Consider the following 24,700-nt stretch of genomic DNA (forward strand, 5'->3'; position numbering starts at 1 on the left):
ATGTCGTATAACGTACGTGAGCATAGTTATGTAGTCGGTGGCCTAGGTATGACGGGTCAGGCTTGCGTGCGCTTTTTGTTGCAGAAACAGGCAACCGTTAAAGCGTTTGATACACGCGCGAATTTTACTGCACCTGCTGATCTTAATGGTGACCTTGAACCTGACATGCAAGCGTTCATGGCTGAAAAGGTCACGTGTAATGCGCTTAGCGCAGATTTCTTTGATGGCGTAGACACCTTGGTGTTAAGCCCGGGTCTTGCGCTTAACATTGAACAAGTTAGCCTAGCGAAAACATGCGGCGTTGAAGTGATTGGCGACGTAGAACTATTTGCCCGCTTAAACATCTCAAACAGCAGCAACACGCCTGCTAAGCGTGTAGTGGGTATAACGGGCTCAAACGGCAAAACCACTGTCACTCTGCTAGTCAATCACTTACTCAACGCCTGTGGCGTGAAAAGCATTGAAGCGGGTAACGTAGGCCGACCTGTATTGGAAGCGTTGGAAAGCGATGCTGATGTGGTAGTAATGGAATTGTCGAGCTTTCAGCTTGAAACAACGTCAAGTCTAGTGCTTGAGGCTGCCACGATACTGAATATTTCCGATGATCACCTGGACCGTCACGGAACGCTAGAGGCGTATGTTGATGCTAAGCATCGCATTTTTGATAATGCCAAATCAGCCATTGTCTGGCGAGACGGTGAGTTTGTAGCACCCGATGAACACCTTTTAGTTGAGGCTAATGACAACTTAAGCCCGGTTTCGGATACTTATCTAAGTGAAACACCTCATATAGAAAAGCAAGGTGCACAATATATTATTGAGTATGGCTTAGGTGAGTCTTCTAGCGGTTTTTCTATCGCGACCTTCGAAGACGATGGGAAACCGTGTATCGCGTTTAACGGCGAAAAGCTTATCGCTTTAAGCGACATTCATTTAGCCGGCATGCATAACGTGTTAAATATTATGGCAGCCCTTGGCATCTGCCTTAAACTCGGTGTGACGCCTCAAGCGGCGGTTAAATATCTACACAGCTTCAAATCTGCGCCTCATCGCTGTGTTGAAATAGCCCGTGTAAACAATGTTCGCTATATCGACGATTCAAAAGCCACTAATATTGGGGCGACCATCGCAGCACTTGAGGGAATTGGCCCAACTATAGATGGCAAGCTTATTCTTATTGCAGGAGGCGATGCCAAAGGTGCTGATATGGCAAGTCTTGCGCCTTATCTAAACCAGCACGTTTTCCATGTGTTTGCTTTGGGCAAAGATGCACACTTGTTCGAAGAGAGCTTCGCGCATACAACCCGCGTAGCCACAATGAAAGATGCGGTGAAAGCGGCGATTAGGGTTGCTGCTCCCGGCGATACGGTGCTGCTTTCACCTGCGTGTGCGAGTTTAGATATGTTTAAAAACTATATGCATCGCGGAGACACCTTCAAACAGGACGTTTACGACCTACACAATATGAGTTTGGAGGCGGTACTATGATGGCGGCCTCTACTAAACTAAGCGCTTTATTTGCTGCAAGGCATGACGGGCAGCAAACAGCGACGCATCCTTATGACGTCACGCTTATTTTAATCGCGCTAGCATTAATGAGCATTGGCGTTATTATCGTTACGTCTGCATCTATGCCGGTTGCGGATAGACTGCACGACAACCCATTTTACTTTGCTATTCGCCACGGTATTTATATCGTTGGAGCGATAGTCGCGGCCATGGTTGTACTGAATCTTCCTATGCAGTTTTGGCGCATGACTAACCCTTATCTACTGCTCGCTGCCATCGCGCTCCTATTGGCTGTACTCGTGGTTGGAAGAACCGTAAACGGAAGTACTCGCTGGTTGGCGATTGGCCCTATTACTATTCAGGCTGCAGAGCCAGCCAAGCTTTTCTTCTTCGCCTATCTGGCGGGCTATTTAGTTCGCCGTTATGAAGAAGTTACAGAAAACTTGAAAGGCTTTATCAAACCACTGGCTGTGTTTTTTGTATTAGCGATGTTGCTACTGCTTCAGCCAGACTTGGGTACAGTGGTGGTAATGTTCGCCACTACAATTGGCCTGTTATTTTTAGCTGGCGCACGACTATGGCAGTTCTTCGCATTGGTGTTTGCAGGCATATTGGCGGTTGTCGCACTTATCGTGTTTGAAGAATACCGAATGAAACGGGTAACTTCATTTTTAGATCCGTGGGCAGACCCGTTTGGCGCGGGTTATCAGCTAACCCAATCCTTAATGGCTTATGGCCGCGGTAACTGGTTTGGGCAAGGTCTGGGTAACAGCCTGCAAAAACTGGAATTTTTGCCAGAGGCACATACCGACTTTGTTATGGCCATTTTGGCAGAAGAACTTGGCTTTGTTGGCGTACTCGCGGTACTTGGCCTCATTTTATGGATGGTATTGCGCGCGTTAAGCATTGGAAATAAAGCACTAGAGAAAGGTCGAGCGTTTGATGGCTATCTGGCTTACAGCATCGGCATCTGGTTTAGTTTCCAAACGGCGGTAAACATTGGCGCAAGCGCAGGTATTCTGCCAACCAAAGGATTAACGTTACCACTAGTTAGCTATGGCGGTTCGTCACTTATCGTTATGTCTGTGGCTGTGGCTATATTGCTTCGTATCGACTTCGAATTGCGCGTTGATGGCGTACAGGCAATTGGCCGAGGTGATGGGAAAGACGGTAAGAAACACCCGCGTAGGAAAAAGCCTATTCCTTCAGGTGCGGCTCAATCAAAGGTGCCAGCAACATCCCCGTCAGCATCAGTAAACGATGCTGATGAAGAAGATTTTTCAACTGGAATTGTTAAGGCGAAACCTGCGACTAAAACATCAACAGCGGAAGATGAAGGCAAAGCCGGCATTAAAGCCATTCTCGCGCGCGTGGCGCAGGAGGCCGACAATGGCTAAACGCTGTTTAATAATGGCTGGCGGTACAGGCGGGCATGTTTTTCCAGGCCTTGCGGTAGCCAATGCGCTTCGTAGCGAGGGCTGGGATATTCATTGGTTGGGCACCGCCGAGCGAATGGAAGCGCAGGTAATACCTAAGCACGGTATTCCTATTCACTTTATTCCGGTAAAAGGGCTACGTGGTAAAGGGATGTCGGCACGTTTTAAGGGCGCTATTGCCCTGGTAAAAAGTTTATTCTCAGCAAGACGAATCATCAAACGGCTAAAGCCTGATGTTGTTGTTGGGTTTGGCGGCTATGCTAGCGGTCCCGGCGGGGTAGCAGCAAAAAGCTTAGGCATCCCCGTCATTGTGCATGAGCAAAATGCCGCGGCAGGCATGACCAATAAGCTTCTTAGCAAAATCGCAAACCGAGTACTCCTTGGCTTTGACGATGCTAAAGAACAATTCTCAGGCGTTGCTGACAACGTGCATACTGTGGGCAATCCAGTTCGCGATGAGATTTGGCAGGTGAAATCAAAACCTGTAGGCATTAATACAAACGCTCGTAAAAACACGCTTGAAAACCGTTTTGAAAACATCTGTGAGCACAAACAAGGCCTAAACATGCTTGTTGTTGGCGGCAGCTTAGGCGCACAAGTTTTGAATGAAACCGTACCCGAGACCTGTGGTGTGCTAGAGGGCTTATCAATAAAACACCAGTGCGGAAAAGGTAACAGTGAAGGTGTCATTAATGCCTATGCGTCGGTGGGCGCAGATATGTCGAAAATCGATGTCAGTGATTTTATTGATGACATGGCCGCAGCTTATGAGTGGGCAGATTTTATTGTCTGTAGAGCCGGTGCGCTTACGGTAAGTGAAGTTGCAGCTGCTGGACGCGCGGCGATTTTCGTACCGCTACCGTTTGCGGTTGACGATCACCAAACAAAAAATGCGCAGTCGCTAGTGAGGCAAAATGCAGCACTTATGATTGCTCAATCTGTATTAAAAGAAAATTTAGGGCAGGCGGTTCGTCAGTGGTTACAACACCCTGAAAACTGCTTAACAATGGGAGCTGTTGCCAAAACATGTGCAAGCACTCATGCCACGGAAAATGTAGTAAGCCACGTTAAAAGCGTGGTAGGAGTAGGGGACTAATGGTTTTTAAAACCCCATTTGAAAGCCCGCAAATGCGCAGGGTAAAAAATATATTCTTTATTGGTATTGGCGGTGCCGGTATGGGCGGTATTGCAGAAGTGCTGCTTAACGAAGGTTATGCTATTGCTGGCTCTGATATTCAAGAAGGGCCTATGACACAGCGTTTAAGCGAGTTAGGTGCCGAAGTGAAAATTGGTCATCGCGCTGAAAATGTCGAAGGCATGGATGTTATCGTTGTGTCTAGCGCAATTAACGAGCAAAACCCAGAAATTATCGTTGCTCGTGAAAAACGTATCCCTATTATTCGCCGTGCAGAAATGCTGGCGGAGTTGATGCGATTCCGTCACGGTATTGCGATAGCTGGAACGCATGGCAAAACTACCACAACCAGTTTGATTTCTACCATATTCGCAGAAGCCGAATACGACCCTACGTTCGTGATTGGCGGCCTGTTAAATAGTGCTGGCACAAATGCCCGGTTAGGAAAAAGTCGTTATCTAATTGCCGAGGCTGATGAGAGCGATGCATCTTTCCTTCACCTTCAGCCAATGGTATCGGTGGTTACGAACATTGAAGCGGATCACATGGATACCTATGGCGGCGATTTCTCAAAGGTAAAAGATACCTTCGTAGATTTTCTGTCTAACTTGCCATTTTACGGTCAGGCCATTGTCTGTGGCGACGATGCCAATATTCAAGAGATTCGCCCGCGTATTGGACGAAGTATCATTACTTACGGTTTTGAGCCGCACAATGACTATCGCGCTGAAAATATTACGCTCTCATTTGGCAAAGCAAATTTTACCGTTATTCGACCGGATCACGAGCCGTTAGATATAACGTTAAATCTTACGGGCAACCATAACGTTTTAAATGCTCTTGCTGCCATTGCGGTGGCAACGGATGAAGGGGTAGACGACGACGCCATTATGCGTGCTTTAGCCAGTTTTGGAGGCATTGGTCGCCGATTTGAACAGCTAGGTACATTCAACACGAGTAAAGGTGAAGTGTGCTTGGTGGATGATTACGGCCATCATCCTACAGAAGTAAGAGCCACTATTGCTGCAGCTCGCGCAAACTGGCCTGATAAACGTTTGGTTATGGTCTACCAGCCCCATCGGTTTACGCGAACTCGTGATCTGTACGAAGACTTCGTTGAGGTGTTGTCGAGCGTTGACGCACTGCTGCTTCTTGACGTTTACGCAGCCAGTGAACAGCCGATTGAGGGTGCTGACAGTAAAGCGCTGTGTCGTTCAATTCGTCAGCGGGGACAGATAGAGCCGGTATATGTAGGCGATAAAGACGCCTTACCTGCAATTTTGGCGAATATCATGCAAGACGGCGATATTGTGATGACCCAAGGGGCGGGTAATATCGGTCAAATCGCGAAGTTATTAGCGCGTTGTGAGTTAGAGCCAAAAACACTTACAAAGGAAGGAGAATAATATGTCTATACCTTCAGTAAGTATTCACTCACAAAAAACACACTTGCCCGGCGAGTATGGAAAAGTTGCTGTGCTGCTTGGCGGCGATTCTGCTGAACGGGAAGTATCGCTAAATTCGGGCAACGCGGTGCTAAATGCATTGCTAAGACAAGGCGTGGATGCTTTTGCTTTCGACCCTGCAGAGCGCCCGCTAACCGACCTTCTTGAACTAAACGTAGACCGAGCGCTCATTATGCTGCACGGTCGAGGTGGTGAAGATGGCTCTATGCAAGGTGCTCTTCAGCTTCTAAAAATACCCTACACGGGAAGTCGCGTTTTGGGCTCAGCGCTGGCAATGGACAAAATTCACACTAAGCAAGTGTGGCAAAGTTTAGGTTTACCTACCGCTAAATATGAAATTGCTGATAAAAGGCACTTTGAAGCTGGTAAGTGCAGCGCTATAATGGATAAATTGGGGAATGAAGTCATGGTAAAACCGGCCAGAGAAGGGTCGAGTATTGGCATGGCGAGAGTGACAAGCGCTAAACAACTCGAAACTGCCGTTCAGGACGCCTTTAAATATGATAATCAAGTCCTGTTAGAGCAGTATATAGACGGTCCCGAATTCACTGTTTCTGTGTTACAGGGGCAGGCGTTGCCGTCTATTCGCATGTCTACTCCACATACATTCTATGATTATGCTGCGAAATATCAGGATAATACGACTGAATATTATTGCCCAAGCGGCTTGTCTGAAGAGCAAGAAGCACAGCTAGCAAAACTAGCATCACGTGCTTTCGACGCTATTTCTGGCAGCGGTTGGGGCAGAATAGACGTTATGCAGGACAACCAAAGGCAATTTTATTTGCTAGAGGTGAATACAGTGCCTGGCATGACAGAAAAAAGTTTGGTGCCTAAGGCAGCCAAAGTTGCAGGATTAACCTTTGACGAACTGGTACTCAGTATTCTTTCTACCAGTTTTGACGACGTTGCAAACAAGGCGTAGACGTGGCCAATACCGATACTAACCAAGACAGGCAAGCTTCTGTTAAGGGCGGCAAAAGTAAATCAACAGTGTGGGGCGGCGTCGCTTTCTTACTGTTGGTTATTGCTGGATTAGTATTTGGTGGGTTGAAAGCTAATCAGTATTTGCAAGATGAACAGCAAATGCCGGTACAGGTTATCGATTTTTCTGGTGACTATCAGCATATCGATATTACAAAGCTTGAGCGATTGATTCGTAAAGCGCAACCAGGAAGTTTTTTTGCTCTAGACGTTAACGAGGTATTTGAACTCGTTGAATCACAGTCTTGGGTTTACCGTGCTTCGGTTCGCAAAAAGTGGCCGAACACGCTGAAAATTTATTTGGTGGAACAGCAGCCGGTCGCCCAATGGAATGAAGATTTGTTGTTAAACCCTTACGGGGATACGTTTAACGATGAAGGTGTAGTACTCGATTTACCGCGTTTATATGGCCCGGGCGGTAGCGAGAAAACGGCGCTAGAAGGTTATAACGCCATGCATGCACTTATTTCAACAACAGACATGACGTTGTCTGAGTTGTCATTAAGCGAACGGTTTGCATGGCAGGTGCAGTTGAAAAACGGCATAAAATTGAATTTAGGACGTCAGGAGTTTATCGATAGGCTGCAGCGCTTTATTGATGTATATCCACTTTTGGCGCAACAAGAGAAGGCGGTGAAATACGTCGACCTTCGCTATGACACGGGTGTTGCCGTTGGTTGGAAAGACGACAACACCACAGATGAAGAGAGTTAAGGAAACCATGTCAAAACCTGCTGAACGCAATTTGATTGTAGGACTAGATATCGGCACCAGCCAAGTCAAGGCTGTGGTGGGTGAATTGCTAGAAGACGATCAAATCAGTATCGTTGGCGTGGGCACCCATGCATCTAAAGGCATGGATAAGGGCGGCGTTAACGATTTAAATTTGGTGGTTAAGTCGGTTCAGCGTGCGGTAAACGAGATGGAGTTAATGGCAGATTGCCGTGTGTCTTCAGTTTTCATGTCTATCTCGGGACGCCACGTTAAGTGCCAAAATGAAAACGGCATGGTACCGATTAACAATCAAGAAGTAACACAAGAAGATGTGGACAACGTTATTCATGCAGCGCGCAGTGTGCCTATTGCGGCTGAACGTCGACTTCTGCATGTGTTACCCCAAGAGTTTACTATTGACGTGCAAGAGGGGATTAAAAACCCGATAGGTATGTCGGGCGTAAGAATGGAAGCAGATGCGCACATTATCACTTGCGCCGACGATATGGCGAAGAACATGGTGAAGTGCGTTGAGCGTTGTGAGCTTAATGCGGACCAACTGATTTTTTCAGCCCTCGCATCAAGTTATGCCGTTTTAACAGATGACGAGCGAGAACTTGGTGTTTGTGTGGTTGATATTGGTGGCGGTACTATGGACATCGTGATTTTCACCGATGGCGCCATTCGCCACACTGCGGTCATACCGGTTGCTGGTAATCAAATTACCAGTGACATAGCAAAAATATTTAGAACACCTATTAGTAATGCAGAGGAAATTAAGGTTAATTACGCCTGTGCATTAAAAGATATGGTGAGTATGGAAGACAGTATCGAAGTACCTAGTGTTGGCGGACGCCCAGCTAGAGTCATGTCTCGTCATACGTTAGCTGAGGTTATTGAGCCTCGCTATCAGGAACTTTTTGAGCTGGTACATGATGAAATTCGTGCCAGCGGTCTGGAAGAGCAAATCGCAGCGGGTCTTGTACTTACTGGTGGTACCGCTAAGATGGAAGGTGCTGTTGAATTTGCCGAAGAACTTTTCCAGATGCCCGTGCGCGTGGGCAAACCCATCAACGTAAAAGGTTTATCTGAATACGTCGATGATGCTGGATTTGCGACAGTCGTTGGGCTACTGCAATATGGCAAAGTACAATCTGATAATAAAAAGTCCAGTACGCAGAAAACCGGTGAAAGCTTATTTCATCGTGTGCAAAGCTGGTTTAAAGGTGAATTTTAATTTTTTGGGGGCGCTATAGCTACGGCATTAAGGCTAGCAGGAAGCAATTAGCCTAAGGGAATGACCTGGCGTAGTGTTTAAAAGACGTACAACCGGAGAGTAAGTATGTTCGAATTAATGGATAGTCACGGCGAAGAAGCCGTAATCAAAGTCATCGGTGTCGGTGGCGGCGGTGGTAATGCAGTTGAACACATGGTGTCTCAAAGCATTGAAGGCGTAGAGTTTATTGCGGTAAACACAGATGCACAGGTGCTTCGTAGCTCAAGTGCAAATGTTACGCTTCAAATTGGCTCAAGCGTAACAAAAGGCTTGGGTGCAGGTGCCGATCCGAATATCGGTCGTGAAGCAGCGCAAGAAGACAGAGAAACTATACGCCAAGCGCTTGACGGCGCGGATATGGTGTTTATCACAGCCGGTATGGGCGGTGGTACAGGTACTGGTGCAGCGCCAGAAGTGGCAAAGATTGCCCGTGAAATGGGTATTCTAACCGTAGCGGTTGTTACTAAGCCATTCCCATTTGAAGGTAAAAAGCGTACCTCTTTTGCTGAGCAAGGCATTGTAGAGCTTGCGAACAATGTTGACTCGTTGATCACTATTCCTAACGAAAAACTATTGAAAGTAATGGGTCCAGGCACGCCACTACTTCAGGCATTCAGCGCAGCAAATGATGTATTACGCGGCGCGGTTCAAGGCATTGCCGAGCTAATCACTCGCCCTGGTTTGATCAACGTTGACTTTGCAGACGTACGAACTGTTATGTCTGAAATGGGTAAAGCTATGATGGGCAGCGGTGCAGCAAGCGGTCCAGACCGTGCTGAAGAAGCCGCGGAATCTGCCATTGCAAGCCCGCTTCTAGAAGACATCGATTTGTCAGGTGCGCGCGGTATCCTTGTAAACATTACTGCTGGCCCAGACTTCGCTATCGACGAGTTTGAGACTGTAGGTAATGCAGTTAAAGCATTCGCATCAGAAAACGCGACTGTGGTTGTGGGTACAGTTATTGATATGGAAATGACAGATGAGCTTCGCGTTACGGTTGTTGCGACCGGTATTGGCGCAGAGCGCAAGCCTGACATTTCGCTAGTAAGCTCTGAAGGTTCTCGCCTGACGACCCCAGCGAAAGAGTACGGCAGCACACACTCAAGTGAGCCGCGTTCTGCAGTCGGTGGTACGGAAGGTAATCAAGCGCTTAAAGCTGATGACAGTGCACAACCTGACAACGACTTGGAGTATCTAGATATTCCAGCGTTTCTTCGTAAACAGGCAGACTAATTTAGCTGTTTGAAAACGAAGGGAATTATTTTGCGTTTGTGATGTCTCATTAATTAGATGAAATTTCACAGCGTGAAAAATTCGCGTGAAGTGATTGTTTAAATACGCAATCTGACGGGGTAAATATCGTCGGAACGGGTGTTTTTTGACATGTGAGTAATAACTCACTATAATTCGCGCCCGCTTTTTTAATAGGTAAAAGCTTAAGCAGATGATTAGACAACGTACAATCAAGCAATCGGTCCAAGAGACCGGCATTGGGCTTCATAAAGGGGAAAAGGTCACAATGACTCTCCGACCTGCGCCAGCAAACACGGGTATCGTGTTTAGGCGTGTTGACCTTGAACCACATGTCGACATACCTTCGCGTGCGAACGCAGTGGGTAATACCATGCTGTGTACGTGTTTGAATAATGAAGACGGTGTAACTATCCAAACGGTAGAACATCTGGCGTCTGCGCTTGCAGGATTAGGTATCGACAATATCATTGTTGAGGTAGACAGTAACGAGCTGCCAATTATGGACGGAAGTGCTAGCCCGTTCGTATTTCTACTTCAATCTGCGGGTATTGAAGAGCTAAATGCGCCAAAGCGATTCATCCGAATTAAAAAGCCTGTTCGAGTTGAAGATGGCGATAAGTGGGCAGAATTAGTGCCATATGATGGTTTTCGTGTTGATTTCCAAATCGACTTTGATCACCCGGTAATTAGTCAAACTCGTCAACATATGACGATGGATTTTGATTCATGTTCATATGTTAATGAAGTAAGTCGAGCACGTACGTTTGGCTTTATGCGCGACCTTGAATACATGAACGCGAACAACTTAGCACTAGGCGGTAGCATGGAAAATGCTGTTGCCTTAGATGAGTTTCGCGTACTAAACCCAGAAGGGTTGCGCTATGATGATGAGTTTTTGAAACACAAGATTTTGGACGCTATTGGTGACTTATACTTAGGCGGCCATAGTTTAATTGGTGAATTACGTGCTTACAAAACAGGCCACGGACTGAACAATAAGCTATTAAACGCTGTGTTAGCGCAAAAAGAGTGTTGGGAGTTCGTGACATACGATTCTCAGGAAACCGCGCCAATTCGTTATGCTCAACCGGCATTAGCGTAATATTTTCAAAAGCCGCCTAACAGGCGGCTTTTTTTCATATGGCAATTACTGAAATAAATGATACAGTAGCCGAATAATTAATATAAATTTCACCCATGTGCCAGAAATTAACAATCAAAAGCGATTGTCGTTTATTTTCGTCGGAGCACAGGCGTGAAACAGCAATAATCTTCGTGGTATGAAACTAACTATTACATTAGCAGGCAAAAATAAACGTTACAGACACAGTATCAGTGTCCGCACGCTTGTTAGTGCCACCGTGCTATCGTCTATTTTTATGTTGGTATCCAGCCGTTCAACCGAATCGGTATCCGAAGATATTGCGCGTGTGCGTTTAGCCCAAACAGAAGTCAATGAACAACAAAAAGATGTTGAGGCGCTAAAGCAACAAACCTCCGTTAAGATAAAAGCCTTACTTTCTCATGTCGCTGAACTATCAGCGCAAGCTACGTTGCTTGATGAGAAAGGTAAGCAAATAGCAACAGAATTAGGTATGTCAGCGGCTGACCTGGACGCTTTCGTACCGGTATCGATACCGGATAACCTCCAAGACGACCCCATTCTTCACGAAATAGCAAAGCTTGAGCAATCACTTGATTTGAAGTCTCAACAGTTATCTATGCTTGAAAGTTTGGTAAGGGGTCACCATATAAACGAACAGAGCCAATTATCTGGTCGTCCGATTGAGTCAGGGTGGTTGTCTTCTTATTATGGTATGCGGGCCGATCCGTTTACAGGTAAACCAACCATGCACAAAGGGTTGGACTTTGCAGGTAAAGCAGGAGAAAACGTCGTTGCCACTGCAGCAGGTATTGTAACCTGGGCAGGCGAGCGCTACGGCTATGGCCAACTAGTAGAGATTGATCACGGTGATGGTTTTGTTACCCGATACGGGCACAACGATGAATTAACCGTATCAATAGGCGATGTTGTCACCAAGGGTGAAGCTATTGCTAAAATGGGCAACACCGGGCGTTCAACCGGCGTTCACGTTCACTACGAAGTAATAAGAAACGGAAAACAAGTCGATCCTCTGCCTTTCGTCTACAAAAAGTAGATTAAGGTAGCAGCCAGGTATATTCCTGTTATCAAGGCTTTTTACAGACAGCTTTGATGACGGTGAAACACAATTTTAGAAAATCGCAAAGCACCCGAACAAACCGGTTGTGTTTTTTACGTTTAATTTAGCTGTGCACAATGTGCGGCGTCTCGACAAGTAGTGGAATAAAAAAGCTAATGTTTTCAAGCATCCTTCGAAAAGTATTCGGTAGCAGAAATGACCGACTATTAAAAAAATTACGCAAAAACGTAGATGCCATCAATGCACTGGAAGCAGAATTTGAAAAGCTTTCCGATGAGGCGCTAAAGGCTAAAACCGACGAATTTAAAGCGCGCATTGAAAAGGGGGAAACCCTTGACGATATCCTTATTGAAGCGTTTGCTACGGTGCGTGAAGCAAGTAAGCGTGTATATGGTATGCGTCACTTTGACGTTCAAATGCTAGGTGGCCAAGTACTGCACGAAGGTAAAATTTCGGAAATGCGTACCGGTGAGGGTAAAACCTTAACGGCAACTTTACCTACCTATCTTAATGCGCTATCGGGTAAAGGTGTTCATGTAGTTACCGTGAACGATTACTTAGCACGTCGTGATGCTGAATGGAGTAATCAGCTATTCAACTTCCTAGGCATGCGCGTTGGATGTAACGTACCAGGTATGTCGCCACAGCAAAAGCGAGAAGCTTATCAGGCGGACATTACTTACGGTACGAACAATGAATTTGGTTTCGACTACCTTCGTGACAACATGGCATTTAGCCCGCAAGATCGCGTTCAGCGCCCACTTAACTATGCAGTAGTGGACGAGGTTGACTCAATCCTTATCGACGAAGCCCGTACGCCACTTATCATTTCTGGTCAGGCTGAAGATAGTTCAGAGTTGTATCGTCGTATCAACATCATTATTCCTAAACTTGTTCAGCAGGAAAAGGAAGATGAAGAAGGTCAAGAAGGCGATGGTGATTACACTATCGACCTTAAAGCTAAACAAATTCATCTAACAGAGCGCGGTCAAATTCACGTCGAAGAAATTCTACATGAAGAAGGCCTATTGCCAGAAGGCGAGTCGTTGTTTGATGCGGGCAATATTTCTTTGCTTCACCATATTAACGCTGCACTTCGCGCGCACAAACTATTCTCTAAAGACGTAGACTACATTGTTAAAGAAGACCAAATTGTTATTGTTGACGAACATACCGGTCGCACAATGGAAGGCCGTCGTTGGTCTGAAGGTCTTCACCAAGCAGTAGAAGCAAAAGAAGGAGTTCGTATTCAAAACGAAAACCAAACCCTTGCGTCTATTACTTTCCAAAACTACTTCCGTTTGTACAACAAGCTTGCGGGTATGACGGGTACTGCAGACACAGAAGCATTCGAATTTAATCATATTTACGGCTTAGAGACAGTAGTGATCCCAACTAACCGCCCTATGCAGCGTAAAGATATGCCTGATCTTATCTACCTGACGGCGGAAGAGAAGTACGAAGCCATTGTTGAAGACATTAAAGAATGTGTTAAGCGCGGACAGCCGACCCTTGTAGGCACGGTCTCTATCGAGAACTCGGAACTGATCTCTCGCATTCTTAAAAAGTCGAAAATTCCTCATAAGGTACTTAACGCTAAGTTCCATGAACACGAAGCCGATATTGTTGCTCAAGCAGGTAAACCTGGTGCTGTTACGATAGCGACCAACATGGCCGGCCGTGGTACCGATATTGTGTTAGGCGGTAACTGGCAAGCGGAAGTCGAGAAAATAGAAAACCCAACGGAAGCACAAATTGAAAAGATCAAAGCGGCGTGGAAAGAAAGCCACGACGCTGTACTTGCTTCGGGCGGTTTACATATTATTGGTACAGAGCGTCACGAGTCTCGTCGTATCGATAACCAGCTTCGTGGTCGTTCAGGCCGTCAAGGTGACCCGGGTTCAAGCCGTTTCTACCTATCATTAGACGACGCGCTAATGCGTATATTTGCTTCTGAAAAAATGGGCAACATGATGAAGCGTTTAGGTATGGAGCGCGGTGAAGCCATTGAGCATCCGTGGGTAACTCGCGCCATCGAGAACGCACAGCGCAAAGTAGAAGGTCGTAACTTCGACATTCGTAAACAGTTGCTTGAATACGATGATGTGGCTAACGACCAACGTAAAGTTATTTACGAACAGCGCAATGAACTGCTTGATGAAGGCGATATTAGCGAGACTATTGCTGCTATTCGTGAAGACGTAATTTCAAGCGTTGTTGACGAGTACATCCCACCGCAATCGCTTGAAGAAATGTGGGACGTCAGCGGCCTAGAAGAGCGCATGCGCGCTGATTTCGCTGTAGACCTGCCAATTAAAACCTGGTTAGAAAATGACGATAAGCTTTATGAAGAAAAGCTTCGCGAACGCATCTTAGGTGAAGTGATCAGCGCCTATAAACAAAAAGAAGAAGTGGTCGGCGAACAGGTGCTACGCCAGTTCGAGAAAGCCGTAATGCTTCAGAACCTAGACAGCCATTGGAAAGAGCATTTGGCAGCAATGGACCACCTACGTCAAGGTATTCACTTACGCGGCTATGCACAGAAAAACCCTAAGCAAGAATACAAGCGTGAGTCGTTTGCTTTGTTCTCTCAAATGTTAGAAGCGCTCAAAGTTGAAGTGATCACTATTCTTGCTCGTGTAAAAGTACAAGCTGAAGAAGATGTTCAAAAAGTTGAAGAGCAGCGTCGCCAAGCTGACGATGTGCCTAAGAACTTCGAGCACGAAGAAGCTAGCGCAGCGCCAGAAGCTGCTAGCGACAAAGTACGTACCCAAGTTCGCGAGGGCGCGAAAGTAGGCCGCAACGACCCATGTCCTTGTGGTTCTGGTAAGAAATATAAGCAGTGTCACGGTAAATTGAAGTAATGAAAGTGGTACATGTTGCTGTGGGCGTTATCGCCCGCGGCGATGAAATATTCATTACCCTGCGTCCCGACGGTGTTCATCAGGGTGGGAAATGGGAATTCCCAGGCGGTAAGGTGGAAGAAGGCGAAACCGTGCTTCAGGCCCTAAAGCGTGAGCTTGCTGAGGAAGTAGGAATTAGCGTAAACCACAGTGAGCCAGTAATTGTTATTACCCATGACTATGGCGATAAGCAAGTTAAGCTAGATGTACATCGCGTGGATGATTTCGCAGGTGAGCCCCATGGTAAAGAAGGGCAACAATCCCGATGGGTCAATGTGAAGTCACTTAATGCAGAAGATTTTCCAGAAGCTAACGTTCCCATTATCAAAGCATTACAGTAATAAAAATAGCCACATCTTGATGTGGCTATTTTGTTATTCGACTCTTTAACTTGAAAGCGCAAAGGCGATAGGTTAATTATCCCGTTCGTTCTTTGTGCGAGAAATCGTTCTTTGTATGAGAAATCAAAGCGTTATACGTTCAGACGTGGCAAACGCTACGTCCAGTTTAAAATAGGCGGCTTCGTTAATGAAATGAGGGTAGGTTTCTGTCTCACCATCCCATAGGATGTCTTTGCCGTCGAAGGTTCTGAACATGGGCATGCCAGGCATGAGTGGCTCAAAGTCGTTGTCTTGCAATGCATGGTGGATCATAGCGGTGCGCTTGCCATTGTCATCTAAAGGGAAACCGACATTTTCACCTAAGCGAAACGCCTCACAGACTGGCAATACGTCTGTTTTTATCTCTTGATTGTTATAAGCAATACAAAAATCTAAAATGGCTTCTGCCATGGTTTGCGTTAAAAGGTAAACATCTTCTCTTAACACGCCTTGAGGCTGCCCGCCCACTTCAATCATTACGCCTTTTTTACCCGTAGTGCACAGGTAGCCGTGTTCAAGATAAGGCTTCTCGTCTTCCACCAGAATATTCGCTTCTGGCATTCGCTGTTTAACGAATCGCGCTAGCTGAGTGTGAAACTCATCCGCTTCTAGAATAATCAGCGTGGCTCCCATTTCGCTGGTGGTATTGTGAATATCAATAACAAAGTCGGTATTTGAATTGCCTTTTGGGCCAAGTTTTTCGTTTAGAGATTTGGCAAGTACCGCTTCTTTGGCTGGATTATTATTCGCTAGACGTTCAAAAGTAAACTGACGGTTTAAATCTTCTTCTACAAATCGCACGTTTGCCTCAAGCGCTGCTTCATTTGCAATTGTCAAAGAAACGTTTAATGCATCAAATCGCGACGGCAAGCCAAACTGTTGCCAATTGCGAATAAGCTGAATACCGCTGGTTTCGTTTCCATGAGTACCACCAACAAGAGCGATAGAATTAAACATTGTGTTTCCTTGTATAGTTAATGCTTGAAGAAGTCGTCAGATTGTTGAGCCAACATGGCTTCTATCTCTTCGACATCAAAATCCTTGGGTGTTGCATCCTCGGCAGGCTTTCCCGCTATCTTTCTATCTTCAGCAGCCCATTCACCCAAATCGATAAGCTGACATTTTTTGCTGCAAAAAGGGCGGTATTCGCTTGTTGGTGTCCAAACTACTTGTTTGGCACAAATTGGACATTTCACTTCCATAGTACGCTCCAGTGAAATACGTTATATAAGGCTAATATCGTTGGCGTTACAGCCCAACGAGTAACCAATAAATAGAGATTATGTGAAGTTTAACAGGCTGCTAAACGAAACTGAATACTGTCTTCGACAGCGCCATTTTGCCCTTCTTCGGGTGCAAAGTTCATAAAGCGCAGTGCATAGCGATATTTGTTTCCGCTCAGGATAGGGTAATATCCCCCATCTACGCTGCATTTTACCCGAATAAGCTCGTTTTTGTCTTCGGCTGCGCCTTGGTAAAACCCGTTGTCGGCAACGACTTCAACAAACTGACCACGCTCGCGTATAAAGGAAAGGCTTACAGCAATGGCATCATCTAGTAGACCTAGCGTTTCTAACCATTGCTTTATTTCTGTTTGGCGCTGCTCTAACGGTTGCTGCAACCAAAAATGCAGGTTGGGTAAATCAAAACTACACGCGCCACCAGGGATAGCAAAGCGTTGACGAATAGCGCTCAACAGTTTGTCATCTTTAAGAGTACTGCCAAATCGACGATCTGTTTTTAGCTTTTGCTTTAAGGTTAATACGGTCTTTAAGGCTTGTTCTAATGCTGTGCTATCAATTTTCGGATGCTTTGACCAATACACTAAGTTCTTTTCGTGGGCGTCGAGATCTTTAGTTAAATCTGAGCGCAAATCTAACCGTTCAATTAAATCGAGCAGTTCGAAAAGCTGTTCAAAAAAAACAAGCTGTAAATGAGTATGCTCGGACTTCGCCGTTATCTTAAGTTGTCCAAGCAGCTGCTCAACACGTAGATAGTTACGTACTTTTTCCTTTAGCGGAAATTCGAAAACAGCGTTACCCATGAAACCCCTTAAGACACATTGATGTAGAGAATTGGCACGAGAGACGCACCAAAATTGAAACCGAACAGTAAGTTGCGTTAAGCCTAAAGCATCAATGCGTTTAAGCCAAGCACACTTGTAGGACAAATCTTTTGTTTGACGTTATTTGTTCAAAAAAGTTTCAAAAACTACTATTAGACTGGGGGGGAAGTTATTATTTCTGTGGATATCGCGTCATAAGCACTTAATCAGATGATAATGCCAGCAGCGTGTTGTGGAGGTCTGCAATTTGTGCAGAAAGTGCAGATAGGGTTGTGCTGTTATCCAAAACCGTATCAGCTGCTTCTATTCGCTCGTTTCGTGTGGCTTGAGAAGCCATGATATTTCTAATGGTTTCTTCTGTACTTCCATCCCGCTTTAAAGCACGCTCAAGCTGCATTGTTTCAGGGCAGTCTACAACAACCACGTAGTTACACATTTCCGTGAGCTTGTTTTCAACAAGTAGGGGCACAGATAAAATACAATAAGGGCTGGTCGATTCACCAATGAGGTGCTGCATGCGCGAGTGAATGAGTGGGTGCAGCAAATTGTTCAGCCAGTTTTTTTCATTGATGTCGGAAAATACTTTTTCACGAAGCGCGGCGCGATTAAGATTGCCGTCTTCTAGTAGAATGCTATTTCCAAAGCGATTTACTATTTCTTTTAGGCCTTCAGAGCCAGGCGCTACCACATCACGTGCTACTTCATCAGCATCAACAATATCGATACCCAGCTTTTCAAAGTATGCTGTGGCTGCTGATTTACCGCTGCCTATACCGCCGGTTAGGCCAACTACAAACGCTTGTTGTGGTGTTGTCATTTCTATAAAACCTTGGGGTGAATGCTCGTAGCCATGCTGTTGAGTTAAGGCACTGAGTTAAGGCGCTGAGTTAAAGCACTAAGTAAAAGCAATTAGTAAATGTACGTAGTGGATTAGAGCACATAGTCTAAATATGTGGTAATAATTTCGTGTTTAAACAACAGGGTTAACCATCCAGCTACAGCGAGATAAGGGCCAAAAGGAATAGCTAACGACTTTCCTTTGTTCTGAATAATCATGATCAGAATACCTGCAATCGCGCCAACAAGAGATGACAGCAATATGATAACGGGCAGCCCTTGCCAACCGGTAAATGCCCCGAGTGCAGCTAACAATTTAAAGTCGCCGTAACCCATGCCTTCCTTGCCTGTAACCAGCTTAAACAGCCAATATACTGACCATAAACTTAAATAGCCTGCCGCTGCGCCAATGATTGCATCGGTCGTACCAACAAAAATGTTTTGAGTGCTTAACAGCAGCCCAAGCCAAAGCAGAGGAAGCGTAAGCTGGTCGGGCAGTAACATTTTATCTAAATCGATAAATAGCAGTGCAACAAGCACATAGGTGAACGCGACAGCCCACAGCGCCTGTGAAGTTACGCCGAACTGATACGCAGCGAAGGTACAGGCAATGGCCGTAAACAGCTCAACAAGCGGGTAACGAACTGATATTCCAACTTTGCAATTAGCGCATTTGCCTTTAAGAAATAGATAGCTGATAACGGGAATATTTTCCCACGCGCGAATTTCATGGCCGCAGCTTGGGCAGGTACTATCAGGTTTTACTAGGTTGAAAGGTTCGTCTGGCGTGGTTGATTTATCACTAGCAGTGGAAATACCATCATTTCCGCTATCGCTAAAATAGCTTTCATACTCTTGCTGCCAGCTGCGCTCCATCATAATGGGCAAACGGTAAATTACTACATTTAAAAAGCTTCCCACCATTAGGCTTACAAAGAAAACAAGACAATAAAAAATAGCGGGGTAAAGCTGGCTAAGCGTTATGATGGCATCCATGAAGTGTAGTTCTTTTAATTTTATTAATGGTCGATAAAGGGCTTGGCTCTTAGCTTTTCATAAAGCGCCGATTTAAGGCGCTTTAGCTAAATTCAATTTATATGCTTCAAGCCAAGAGCATGTAGACTTTTGCTTTGATAAGTTATACCACGTTACCCATTTCGAATATAGGTAAGTACATGGCCACAATCAGGCCACCGATAACCACACCTAGTACAGCCATGATCATAGGTTCAAGCAAACTGGTTAAACCGTCTACCATGTCGTCAACTTCAGCTTCGTAAATCGTCGCTATTTTGCTTAGCATTTCATCAACGGCACCTGACTCCTCACCAATGGCAATCATCTGGGTCACCATGTCGGGGAATACTTGGGTAGCACGCATAGCAACATGCATAGGCATACCGCCAGCCACTTCTTTACGTATATATAAAATGGCGTCGCGGTAAACCGCATTACCAGATGCCCCCGCTGCAGATTCTAACGCGCCGATAAGCGGAACACCTGCCGCAAAGGTAGTGGCCAAAGTACGTGTAAAACGGGCGATACTGGCTTTTTTAAGTATTTCACCAATAACCGGAATTTTTAAAATGTTGCGGTCTACACTATCGCGTAGCTTTTGGCTGCGCCTATGAGCACGAATGAACATAAAGCCTGCAGCAGCTAGACCCATGGCGATAAAAATGCCGTAGTCTTGCACAAAACGCGAAATTCCAAGCACAAATACGGTAAATGCGGGCAACTCAGCGCCAAAACTACTGAAGATTTCTTCAAACTGGGGCACAACAAAAATAAGCAGAATAGTGGTAACAATAAAAGCAACAACCAAAACGGCGATAGGATAGAACATCGCTTTTTTGATTTTTGATTTTAGTGCTTCAGCCTTTTCTTTGTATGTCGCAATGCGATCGTAAATGGTTTCAAGGGCACCCGACTGTTCACCGGTGTAAACCAAATCACAGTATAAATCATCAAAATAGAGGGGGTGTTTTCTGAGTGCAGAAGAAAGCGGATTACCTGATTTAACTTCTTCAGTAATTTCACCAAGAAGTTTGCGCATTGACGGGTTGGCATGCCCTTGCGCGATCATCTCTAGAGACTGAATCAGCGTAACACCTGCTGCAAGCATAGTAGCGATTTGACGAGAGATGACAGAAATATCAGCTGGAGTAATTTTCTTGGCTCCGCCAAACAGAGGTGTTGCGAGTTTTTTGACTTTATTCGCAGAAATTCCTTGGCGACGGAGAAGATTTTTGGCCTCTGACAGTGATGTAGCAGAAATTTCGCCTTTTCGGACTTGGCCGTGGCGGTCTTTTCCTTGCCATATAAATGTAGTTGCCGCTTTAGCCATTTTTTACACCTTTAAAAACTAGTAAGCCCAGTTATCACTGGGCTTATTATCAATTTAATCAGCTGTTAGCAAAGGTCTGCTGGGTCACAGCTAACAGTCCAAAGTATACGTCCAGTTTCTTCTGTTGCTGTCAAAGTGTAGGTACCATCACCAGTACCGCCTTGGATATTCATGTCAGGGTAAGCTGTAGCTGTAATTGTGCCTGCTGTGCCAGTATTTACGCCAACGATTGCTGGAGTTGTTGCAGTAGCGTCTGCTGCTGTAGTTGTAGCAGGAACACCGTTGTTACCAGAAGTACACTGCGTTAGATCAGCTGTTGAAGCATAACATACCTCAACCGCAGTTTTCGCAGCAGCGGTTGCATTTGAAACTTCTGTAAACTTCGCTTTTTGCGTGTAGTTCTGATAAGCAGGCAATGCGATTGCTGCAAGGATACCGATAATGGCAACAACAATCATTAGTTCGATTAGGGTGAAACCCTTTTGGTTTTTAGTATTCATGTTCATCATGGTTTTTCTCCGGGACGCGTATAACACGCTAAGTTAAATCTAATTCAAATTGACGTTTATACCCGAGTCGTCCTTTTCAACGCCCCTGGTACTTGATACTCAGTATAGAATTTTATTTGGTACTGACAAGTATAAGCGAATATACGTATGTCTAGCTTTTGCAGTATGACATGGTTCGCTAGCCCATGGCAGACCTGTTTACTTAAACTTTCGTATAAATCTTAATGACTTAGCTATGTATATCCATCTATACACAGAGAAACATGACGAGAAATAACAGGGGATTGGCGCGAGTTGTCGTATCTATGGTCATACTACAACTCACGCTTTTCTGCTTCGCTACAAACGAAGGTGTTGGCACCTAGTTAGCTGTCTAAAACGCCTTCACAAACTGTACTACTAAGACAAGGTAATCCGCAGCGACAAATCAATCGCCTGAACATGTTTAGTCAGCGCGCCAGATGAGATGTAATCTACACCTAGTTGTGCAAGTGACGCCAGTCGTTCATCAGTAATGTTTCCTGATACTTCCAGTTTACATTGACCTTTATTAAGCGCTACTGCCTGTTGGATCTGTTCGTTAGAAAAGTTGTCCAACATGACAATGTCTGCCCCTGCTGATAGGGCTTGCTCAAGTTCTTCCAAATTCTCTACTTCTACTTCAACAGGCTTACCCAGCATCATCGACTTTGCTCTGCTAACGGCTTTTTCAATATTGCCGCAAGAAAAGATGTGGTTCTCTTTAATCAGAAAAGCGTCGAACAGGCCTACACGATGGTTTTGACCACCGCCACAGCGCACTGCGTATTTCTGTGCATAGCGAAGGCCGGGCAAGGTTTTGCGAGTATCTAGAATTTTAGTATTAGAGCCAGCTAAGAATTTAGCGTAAAACGCGGTTACGGTTGCAGTGGCTGATAGGGTCTGCAAAAAGTTAAGTGCCGTACGTTCAGCAGTCAATATGGCTCGAGCGGAGCCTTCTAAACTTACCAGAACGGTGTCGGCCTCTACCTTTTCACCGTCTTTTACATGCCAGGTTAGCGATACTGACTCATCGATAAGCGCAAACGCTTGGTTTGCCCATGCGATCCCGCAAACAACGCAAGGCTCTCGCGTAATAATGGTGGCTTTTGCATTAACGCTCTCATCTATCAAGTTTGCGGTAATGTCGTTCGCGGCATTTAGTTCGCCGCCAAGATCTTCAACAAGCGCGTTAGATACTTGCTCTCGAATTGCTTGCATGTCTGGTGATGTCATCTTCATCGCTGTGATCTGTGTTATGGTCTACTTAAAGGGTACGCAATATTAACCAATCTCCGCGCTGAGTAAACTCTAATTGGCGAAGAACGCTCATTCCAAGCAGTATATGGTCATCTTGCATACCGGGGTTTAAGTTTGCTTTTACATCGCGCACCACAATTTCACCAATGCGCAACGTATTAATTGTCGATTCGGCAACTCTCACTACGCCATTGGCTGTGTTGGCTAATCCTTCACGTCCTGCTTTGAGCTGCAGTTTATTTGCCAGGTGAGCGGGTACAGCCACGTCGGTCGCGCCGGTATCCACAAGAAATACCACTTCTTCGCCATTGATATAACCGGTTGTTACATAGTGACCTTGACGATTTTGCTTAAGGCGGACCTCAGTTTGGGAACCTATACGCTCGGATGTTGGTTCGGTATTGGGGTTAATTTGTTTTTCTAGCAAGTCAGAGAAGACAAAAACCAGTAGCCCAAAGCCGCAAATCCAGGCAAGCGCCACCATCCATTTGCCCGTTGATGTTGTCGGGTCTTGTTGTTCATTCATGCTTAACCCTTTCTATTCATGGTGTGCATTATATCTTATACAGCCGGCTTTTCTGGAAAGGCCTTCGAAAAGGTCTAAGGTCAGGCTTAATTATTTGCCTAGGCCATTGGCTAAATAAATTGGTCCAAATCACTGGAAGCTCTTAGAGCCCTATACACTTATAAGCCTATACAATGTAGGCTACTACGCAGAAAATCAATTATCGAAGCAAATATCATGGTGCTCTACAATAACGCTCGCTTCACATCGAGCCCGCATTTCGACGCCCGTCCAGACGACACAGACGTAAGCTTACTAGTCATACATAATATCTCACTGCCGCCTTCACAATTTGGTACGCCTGGCATTCGACAATTGTTTACTGGCACGCTAAATCCAGATGAACATCCTTTTTATAAAGAAATTGCTGGTATACGGGTTTCCGCCCACTGCGTGATATATCGGACCGGCGAAGTAGAACAATTTGTACCTTTCGAGCAGCGGGCATGGCATGCAGGCGTATCTTCATTTCAGGGCCGTAGCCGGTGTAATGACTATGCCATTGGTATTGAACTGGAAGGCACAGATACCTTGCCCTTCACCGATGCGCAGTATAAAGCACTCGGTGAACTTACTGAATTCATTACTAGACACTATCCTCGGATCACTTTAGGGCGTATCGTAGGTCATAATGATATTGCGCCTGGTCGAAAAACTGATCCGGGCGAGGCATTTGATTGGGCAAGGTACAGAATGCGCGTTGCTGGGCTTACGTAATAAAACTCAGGTCCGCCGCAGGAAAAAGGAAACACAATACCTATGATGTTAATGAGCTTGCTATTAGTTCTCAGTCTTGAACGGTTGATAACCAAAACACCGAATTGGCATATCGAAAAGTATGTCGCTCAATATCGTGACATTCTTCACGATAAAGGTCTGCTCAAGCTTAAAAATAGCGAAGAGGAAAGTGCGAAGGAAACTAATGAAGAAAGGCCATCCGCTCCCTCTGCGGCACTTTATTTCTATCTCTTACTTCCAGCAGTGCTGCTTGGGGCCATTGAATATTGGTTGCTTGGGGCATTTCTTACCTTTATTGAACAGAGCATAGTGTTGTTTGTTTGTATTGGCTGCCCGGTATTGAGGGCGGTTTACAAGAACTTTCTTAATGCTGCTGACCGGGGCGATCTTCAGGCATGCAGTATGTATACTGATCAATTAGGGCATTGCGGCAGTCAAACAGACAGTGACGGCACAGCCGGAGCAGAAGGTAAAAGCTTTGGTCAACATCTTACTTGGCTTAACTATCAGCATTATGCAGCAGTGATGTTGTGGTTTATCGCCTTTGGTGCACCGGGGGCGTTGTTCTATAGCTTAAGTCGAAGCACAACGGAAGCATTGTGTGATGCTAATCATCCTTTGAAGATGGCCGCAGGTAGGCTCATGTTTGCGCTAGATTATATTCCTGTTCGGGTAACAGCCTTCGGTATGTTGATGATGGGACATTTTTCCCGAGCGCTTCCAGAGTGGCTAAAATATGCCCTTCAATTCGATGTATCTGCATACGATGTGCTGACAAAAATTTCCTCAAAAGCCGAGGTGCTCACGGCAGATGAACAGCAGCTACAGGCTGAAAATGCAGCAGTAGAGCCCAAGGTGCTTGTAAAGTTAGCAAAACGTAATGTTATTTTTCTGCTAGCCATTACCTCGGCTTTAACACTTGTAGGTAGCTTGGCATAGCCAATATTTTTAACATTTAATAAGTACCAAATGTTTGGTCTGTTTATAATTTGTAGACAGATCAAACCTTTCGCGTCTCATCATTCCTTTATTTCGCCTCATCAGACCAGTTCTGACTGTTGCGCTTTTCTTAACAAATTCAACAATAAAGCTTAACAAGCAGCAATTCTCACTGTGTTTGC

At 45.4% G+C, this 24,700-nt stretch carries 23 protein-coding genes; 14 read left to right on the top strand and 9 right to left on the bottom strand.

The window, feature by feature from the left end; translation table 11 throughout:
- From murD to mutT, 12 genes are all read left to right on the top strand, one after another.
- Positions 1-1,488 carry a UDP-N-acetylmuramoyl-L-alanine--D-glutamate ligase gene (murD, locus tag GVO62_RS04325; protein WP_159117893.1) on the top strand — a complete coding sequence of 496 codons (1,488 nt, stop codon included), beginning with the start codon at positions 1-3 and terminating at the stop codon, positions 1,486-1,488.
- On the top strand, positions 1,485-2,906 hold the full coding sequence (gene ftsW, locus GVO62_RS04330) for a cell division protein FtsW (protein WP_159117894.1): 1,422 nt from the start codon (positions 1,485-1,487) through the stop codon (positions 2,904-2,906). Before murD ends, ftsW begins: the two co-directional genes overlap by 4 nt.
- On the top strand, positions 2,899-4,041 hold the full coding sequence (gene murG / locus GVO62_RS04335) for an undecaprenyldiphospho-muramoylpentapeptide beta-N-acetylglucosaminyltransferase (protein WP_159117895.1): 1,143 nt from the start codon (positions 2,899-2,901) through the stop codon (positions 4,039-4,041). Before ftsW ends, murG begins: the two co-directional genes overlap by 8 nt.
- A complete protein-coding gene (murC, locus tag GVO62_RS04340) occupies positions 4,041-5,486 on the top strand; it encodes a UDP-N-acetylmuramate--L-alanine ligase (protein ID WP_120961755.1) in 1,446 nt (481 codons plus the stop codon). Before murG ends, murC begins: the two co-directional genes overlap by 1 nt.
- Before the next feature lies 1 nt (position 5,487).
- Positions 5,488-6,471: a D-alanine--D-alanine ligase gene (locus GVO62_RS04345; RefSeq protein WP_159117896.1), complete on the top strand. Its 984-nt coding sequence runs from the start codon at positions 5,488-5,490 to the stop codon at positions 6,469-6,471.
- Between the two features lie 2 nt (positions 6,472-6,473).
- A complete protein-coding gene (locus GVO62_RS04350) occupies positions 6,474-7,244 on the top strand; it encodes a cell division protein FtsQ/DivIB (protein WP_159117897.1) in 771 nt (256 codons plus the stop codon).
- Positions 7,245-7,251: 7 nt separating this feature from the next.
- Positions 7,252-8,481 (top strand): cell division protein FtsA, encoded by a 1,230-nt coding sequence (gene ftsA / locus GVO62_RS04355; protein WP_120961749.1) that lies wholly within the window; start codon positions 7,252-7,254, stop codon positions 8,479-8,481.
- A 105-nt stretch (positions 8,482-8,586) separates the two neighbouring features.
- Complete coding sequence (gene ftsZ, locus GVO62_RS04360; RefSeq protein WP_105929593.1) at positions 8,587-9,753, top strand: cell division protein FtsZ; 1,167 nt, start codon at positions 8,587-8,589, stop codon at positions 9,751-9,753.
- A 211-nt stretch (positions 9,754-9,964) separates the two neighbouring features.
- The gene (gene lpxC, locus GVO62_RS04365) at positions 9,965-10,876 is read left to right on the top strand and encodes a UDP-3-O-acyl-N-acetylglucosamine deacetylase (protein WP_105929594.1); all 912 of its coding nucleotides are present in this window, start codon (positions 9,965-9,967) and stop codon (positions 10,874-10,876) included.
- Between the two features lie 178 nt (positions 10,877-11,054).
- Positions 11,055-11,933: a M23 family metallopeptidase gene (locus GVO62_RS04370; protein ID WP_105929595.1), complete on the top strand. Its 879-nt coding sequence runs from the start codon at positions 11,055-11,057 to the stop codon at positions 11,931-11,933.
- A gap of 179 nt (positions 11,934-12,112) precedes the next feature.
- The gene (gene secA, locus GVO62_RS04375) at positions 12,113-14,821 is read left to right on the top strand and encodes a preprotein translocase subunit SecA (RefSeq protein WP_120961745.1); all 2,709 of its coding nucleotides are present in this window, start codon (positions 12,113-12,115) and stop codon (positions 14,819-14,821) included.
- The gene (mutT, locus tag GVO62_RS04380; protein WP_159117898.1) at positions 14,821-15,201 is read left to right on the top strand and encodes an 8-oxo-dGTP diphosphatase MutT; all 381 of its coding nucleotides are present in this window, start codon (positions 14,821-14,823) and stop codon (positions 15,199-15,201) included. Before secA ends, mutT begins: the two co-directional genes overlap by 1 nt.
- Before the next feature lie 123 nt (positions 15,202-15,324).
- Here mutT and GVO62_RS04385 read toward each other — a convergent pair whose 3' ends face one another.
- The 9 genes from GVO62_RS04385 to GVO62_RS04425 form a co-directional block, all read right to left on the bottom strand.
- Positions 15,325-16,197 carry an aspartoacylase gene (locus tag GVO62_RS04385; RefSeq protein ID WP_159117899.1) on the bottom strand — a complete coding sequence of 291 codons (873 nt, stop codon included), beginning with the start codon at positions 16,195-16,197 and terminating at the stop codon, positions 15,325-15,327.
- Positions 16,198-16,214: 17 nt separating this feature from the next.
- Positions 16,215-16,442 (bottom strand): DNA gyrase inhibitor YacG, encoded by a 228-nt coding sequence (gene yacG / locus GVO62_RS04390; protein WP_159117900.1) that lies wholly within the window; start codon positions 16,440-16,442, stop codon positions 16,215-16,217.
- Positions 16,443-16,531: 89 nt separating this feature from the next.
- Positions 16,532-17,284, bottom strand: coding sequence for a cell division protein ZapD (zapD, locus tag GVO62_RS04395; RefSeq protein ID WP_159117901.1), 753 nt, complete (start codon positions 17,282-17,284; stop codon positions 16,532-16,534).
- Positions 17,285-17,507: 223 nt separating this feature from the next.
- Positions 17,508-18,122: a dephospho-CoA kinase gene (gene coaE, locus GVO62_RS04400; RefSeq protein WP_159117902.1), complete on the bottom strand. Its 615-nt coding sequence runs from the start codon at positions 18,120-18,122 to the stop codon at positions 17,508-17,510.
- Positions 18,123-18,235: 113 nt separating this feature from the next.
- The gene (locus GVO62_RS04405) at positions 18,236-19,138 is read right to left on the bottom strand and encodes a prepilin peptidase (protein WP_159117903.1); all 903 of its coding nucleotides are present in this window, start codon (positions 19,136-19,138) and stop codon (positions 18,236-18,238) included.
- A gap of 142 nt (positions 19,139-19,280) precedes the next feature.
- On the bottom strand, positions 19,281-20,489 hold the full coding sequence (locus GVO62_RS04410; protein ID WP_159117904.1) for a type II secretion system F family protein: 1,209 nt from the start codon (positions 20,487-20,489) through the stop codon (positions 19,281-19,283).
- Positions 20,490-20,554: 65 nt separating this feature from the next.
- Positions 20,555-20,998 carry a pilin gene (locus tag GVO62_RS04415; protein ID WP_308469232.1) on the bottom strand — a complete coding sequence of 148 codons (444 nt, stop codon included), beginning with the start codon at positions 20,996-20,998 and terminating at the stop codon, positions 20,555-20,557.
- 399 nt (positions 20,999-21,397) lie between these two features.
- Complete coding sequence (gene nadC, locus GVO62_RS04420; RefSeq protein ID WP_159117905.1) at positions 21,398-22,252, bottom strand: carboxylating nicotinate-nucleotide diphosphorylase; 855 nt, start codon at positions 22,250-22,252, stop codon at positions 21,398-21,400.
- Between the two features lie 31 nt (positions 22,253-22,283).
- Complete coding sequence (locus GVO62_RS04425; protein WP_159117906.1) at positions 22,284-22,802, bottom strand: retropepsin-like aspartic protease family protein; 519 nt, start codon at positions 22,800-22,802, stop codon at positions 22,284-22,286.
- Between the two features lie 216 nt (positions 22,803-23,018).
- Between GVO62_RS04425 and ampD the strand changes: the two genes are divergently transcribed.
- Both ampD and ampE read left to right on the top strand, forming a co-directional pair.
- Positions 23,019-23,558: a 1,6-anhydro-N-acetylmuramyl-L-alanine amidase AmpD gene (ampD, locus tag GVO62_RS04430; RefSeq protein WP_159117907.1), complete on the top strand. Its 540-nt coding sequence runs from the start codon at positions 23,019-23,021 to the stop codon at positions 23,556-23,558.
- Between the two features lie 42 nt (positions 23,559-23,600).
- Entirely contained in the window at positions 23,601-24,518 is a 918-nt protein-coding gene (gene ampE / locus GVO62_RS04435) for a beta-lactamase regulator AmpE (protein WP_159117908.1), read from the top strand.
- The last annotated feature ends 182 nt before the right edge of the window (positions 24,519-24,700 follow it).

Source organism: Alteromonas sp. KUL150 (assembly GCF_009811475.1).
Lineage (GTDB): Bacteria > Pseudomonadota > Gammaproteobacteria > Enterobacterales > Alteromonadaceae > Alteromonas > Alteromonas gracilis.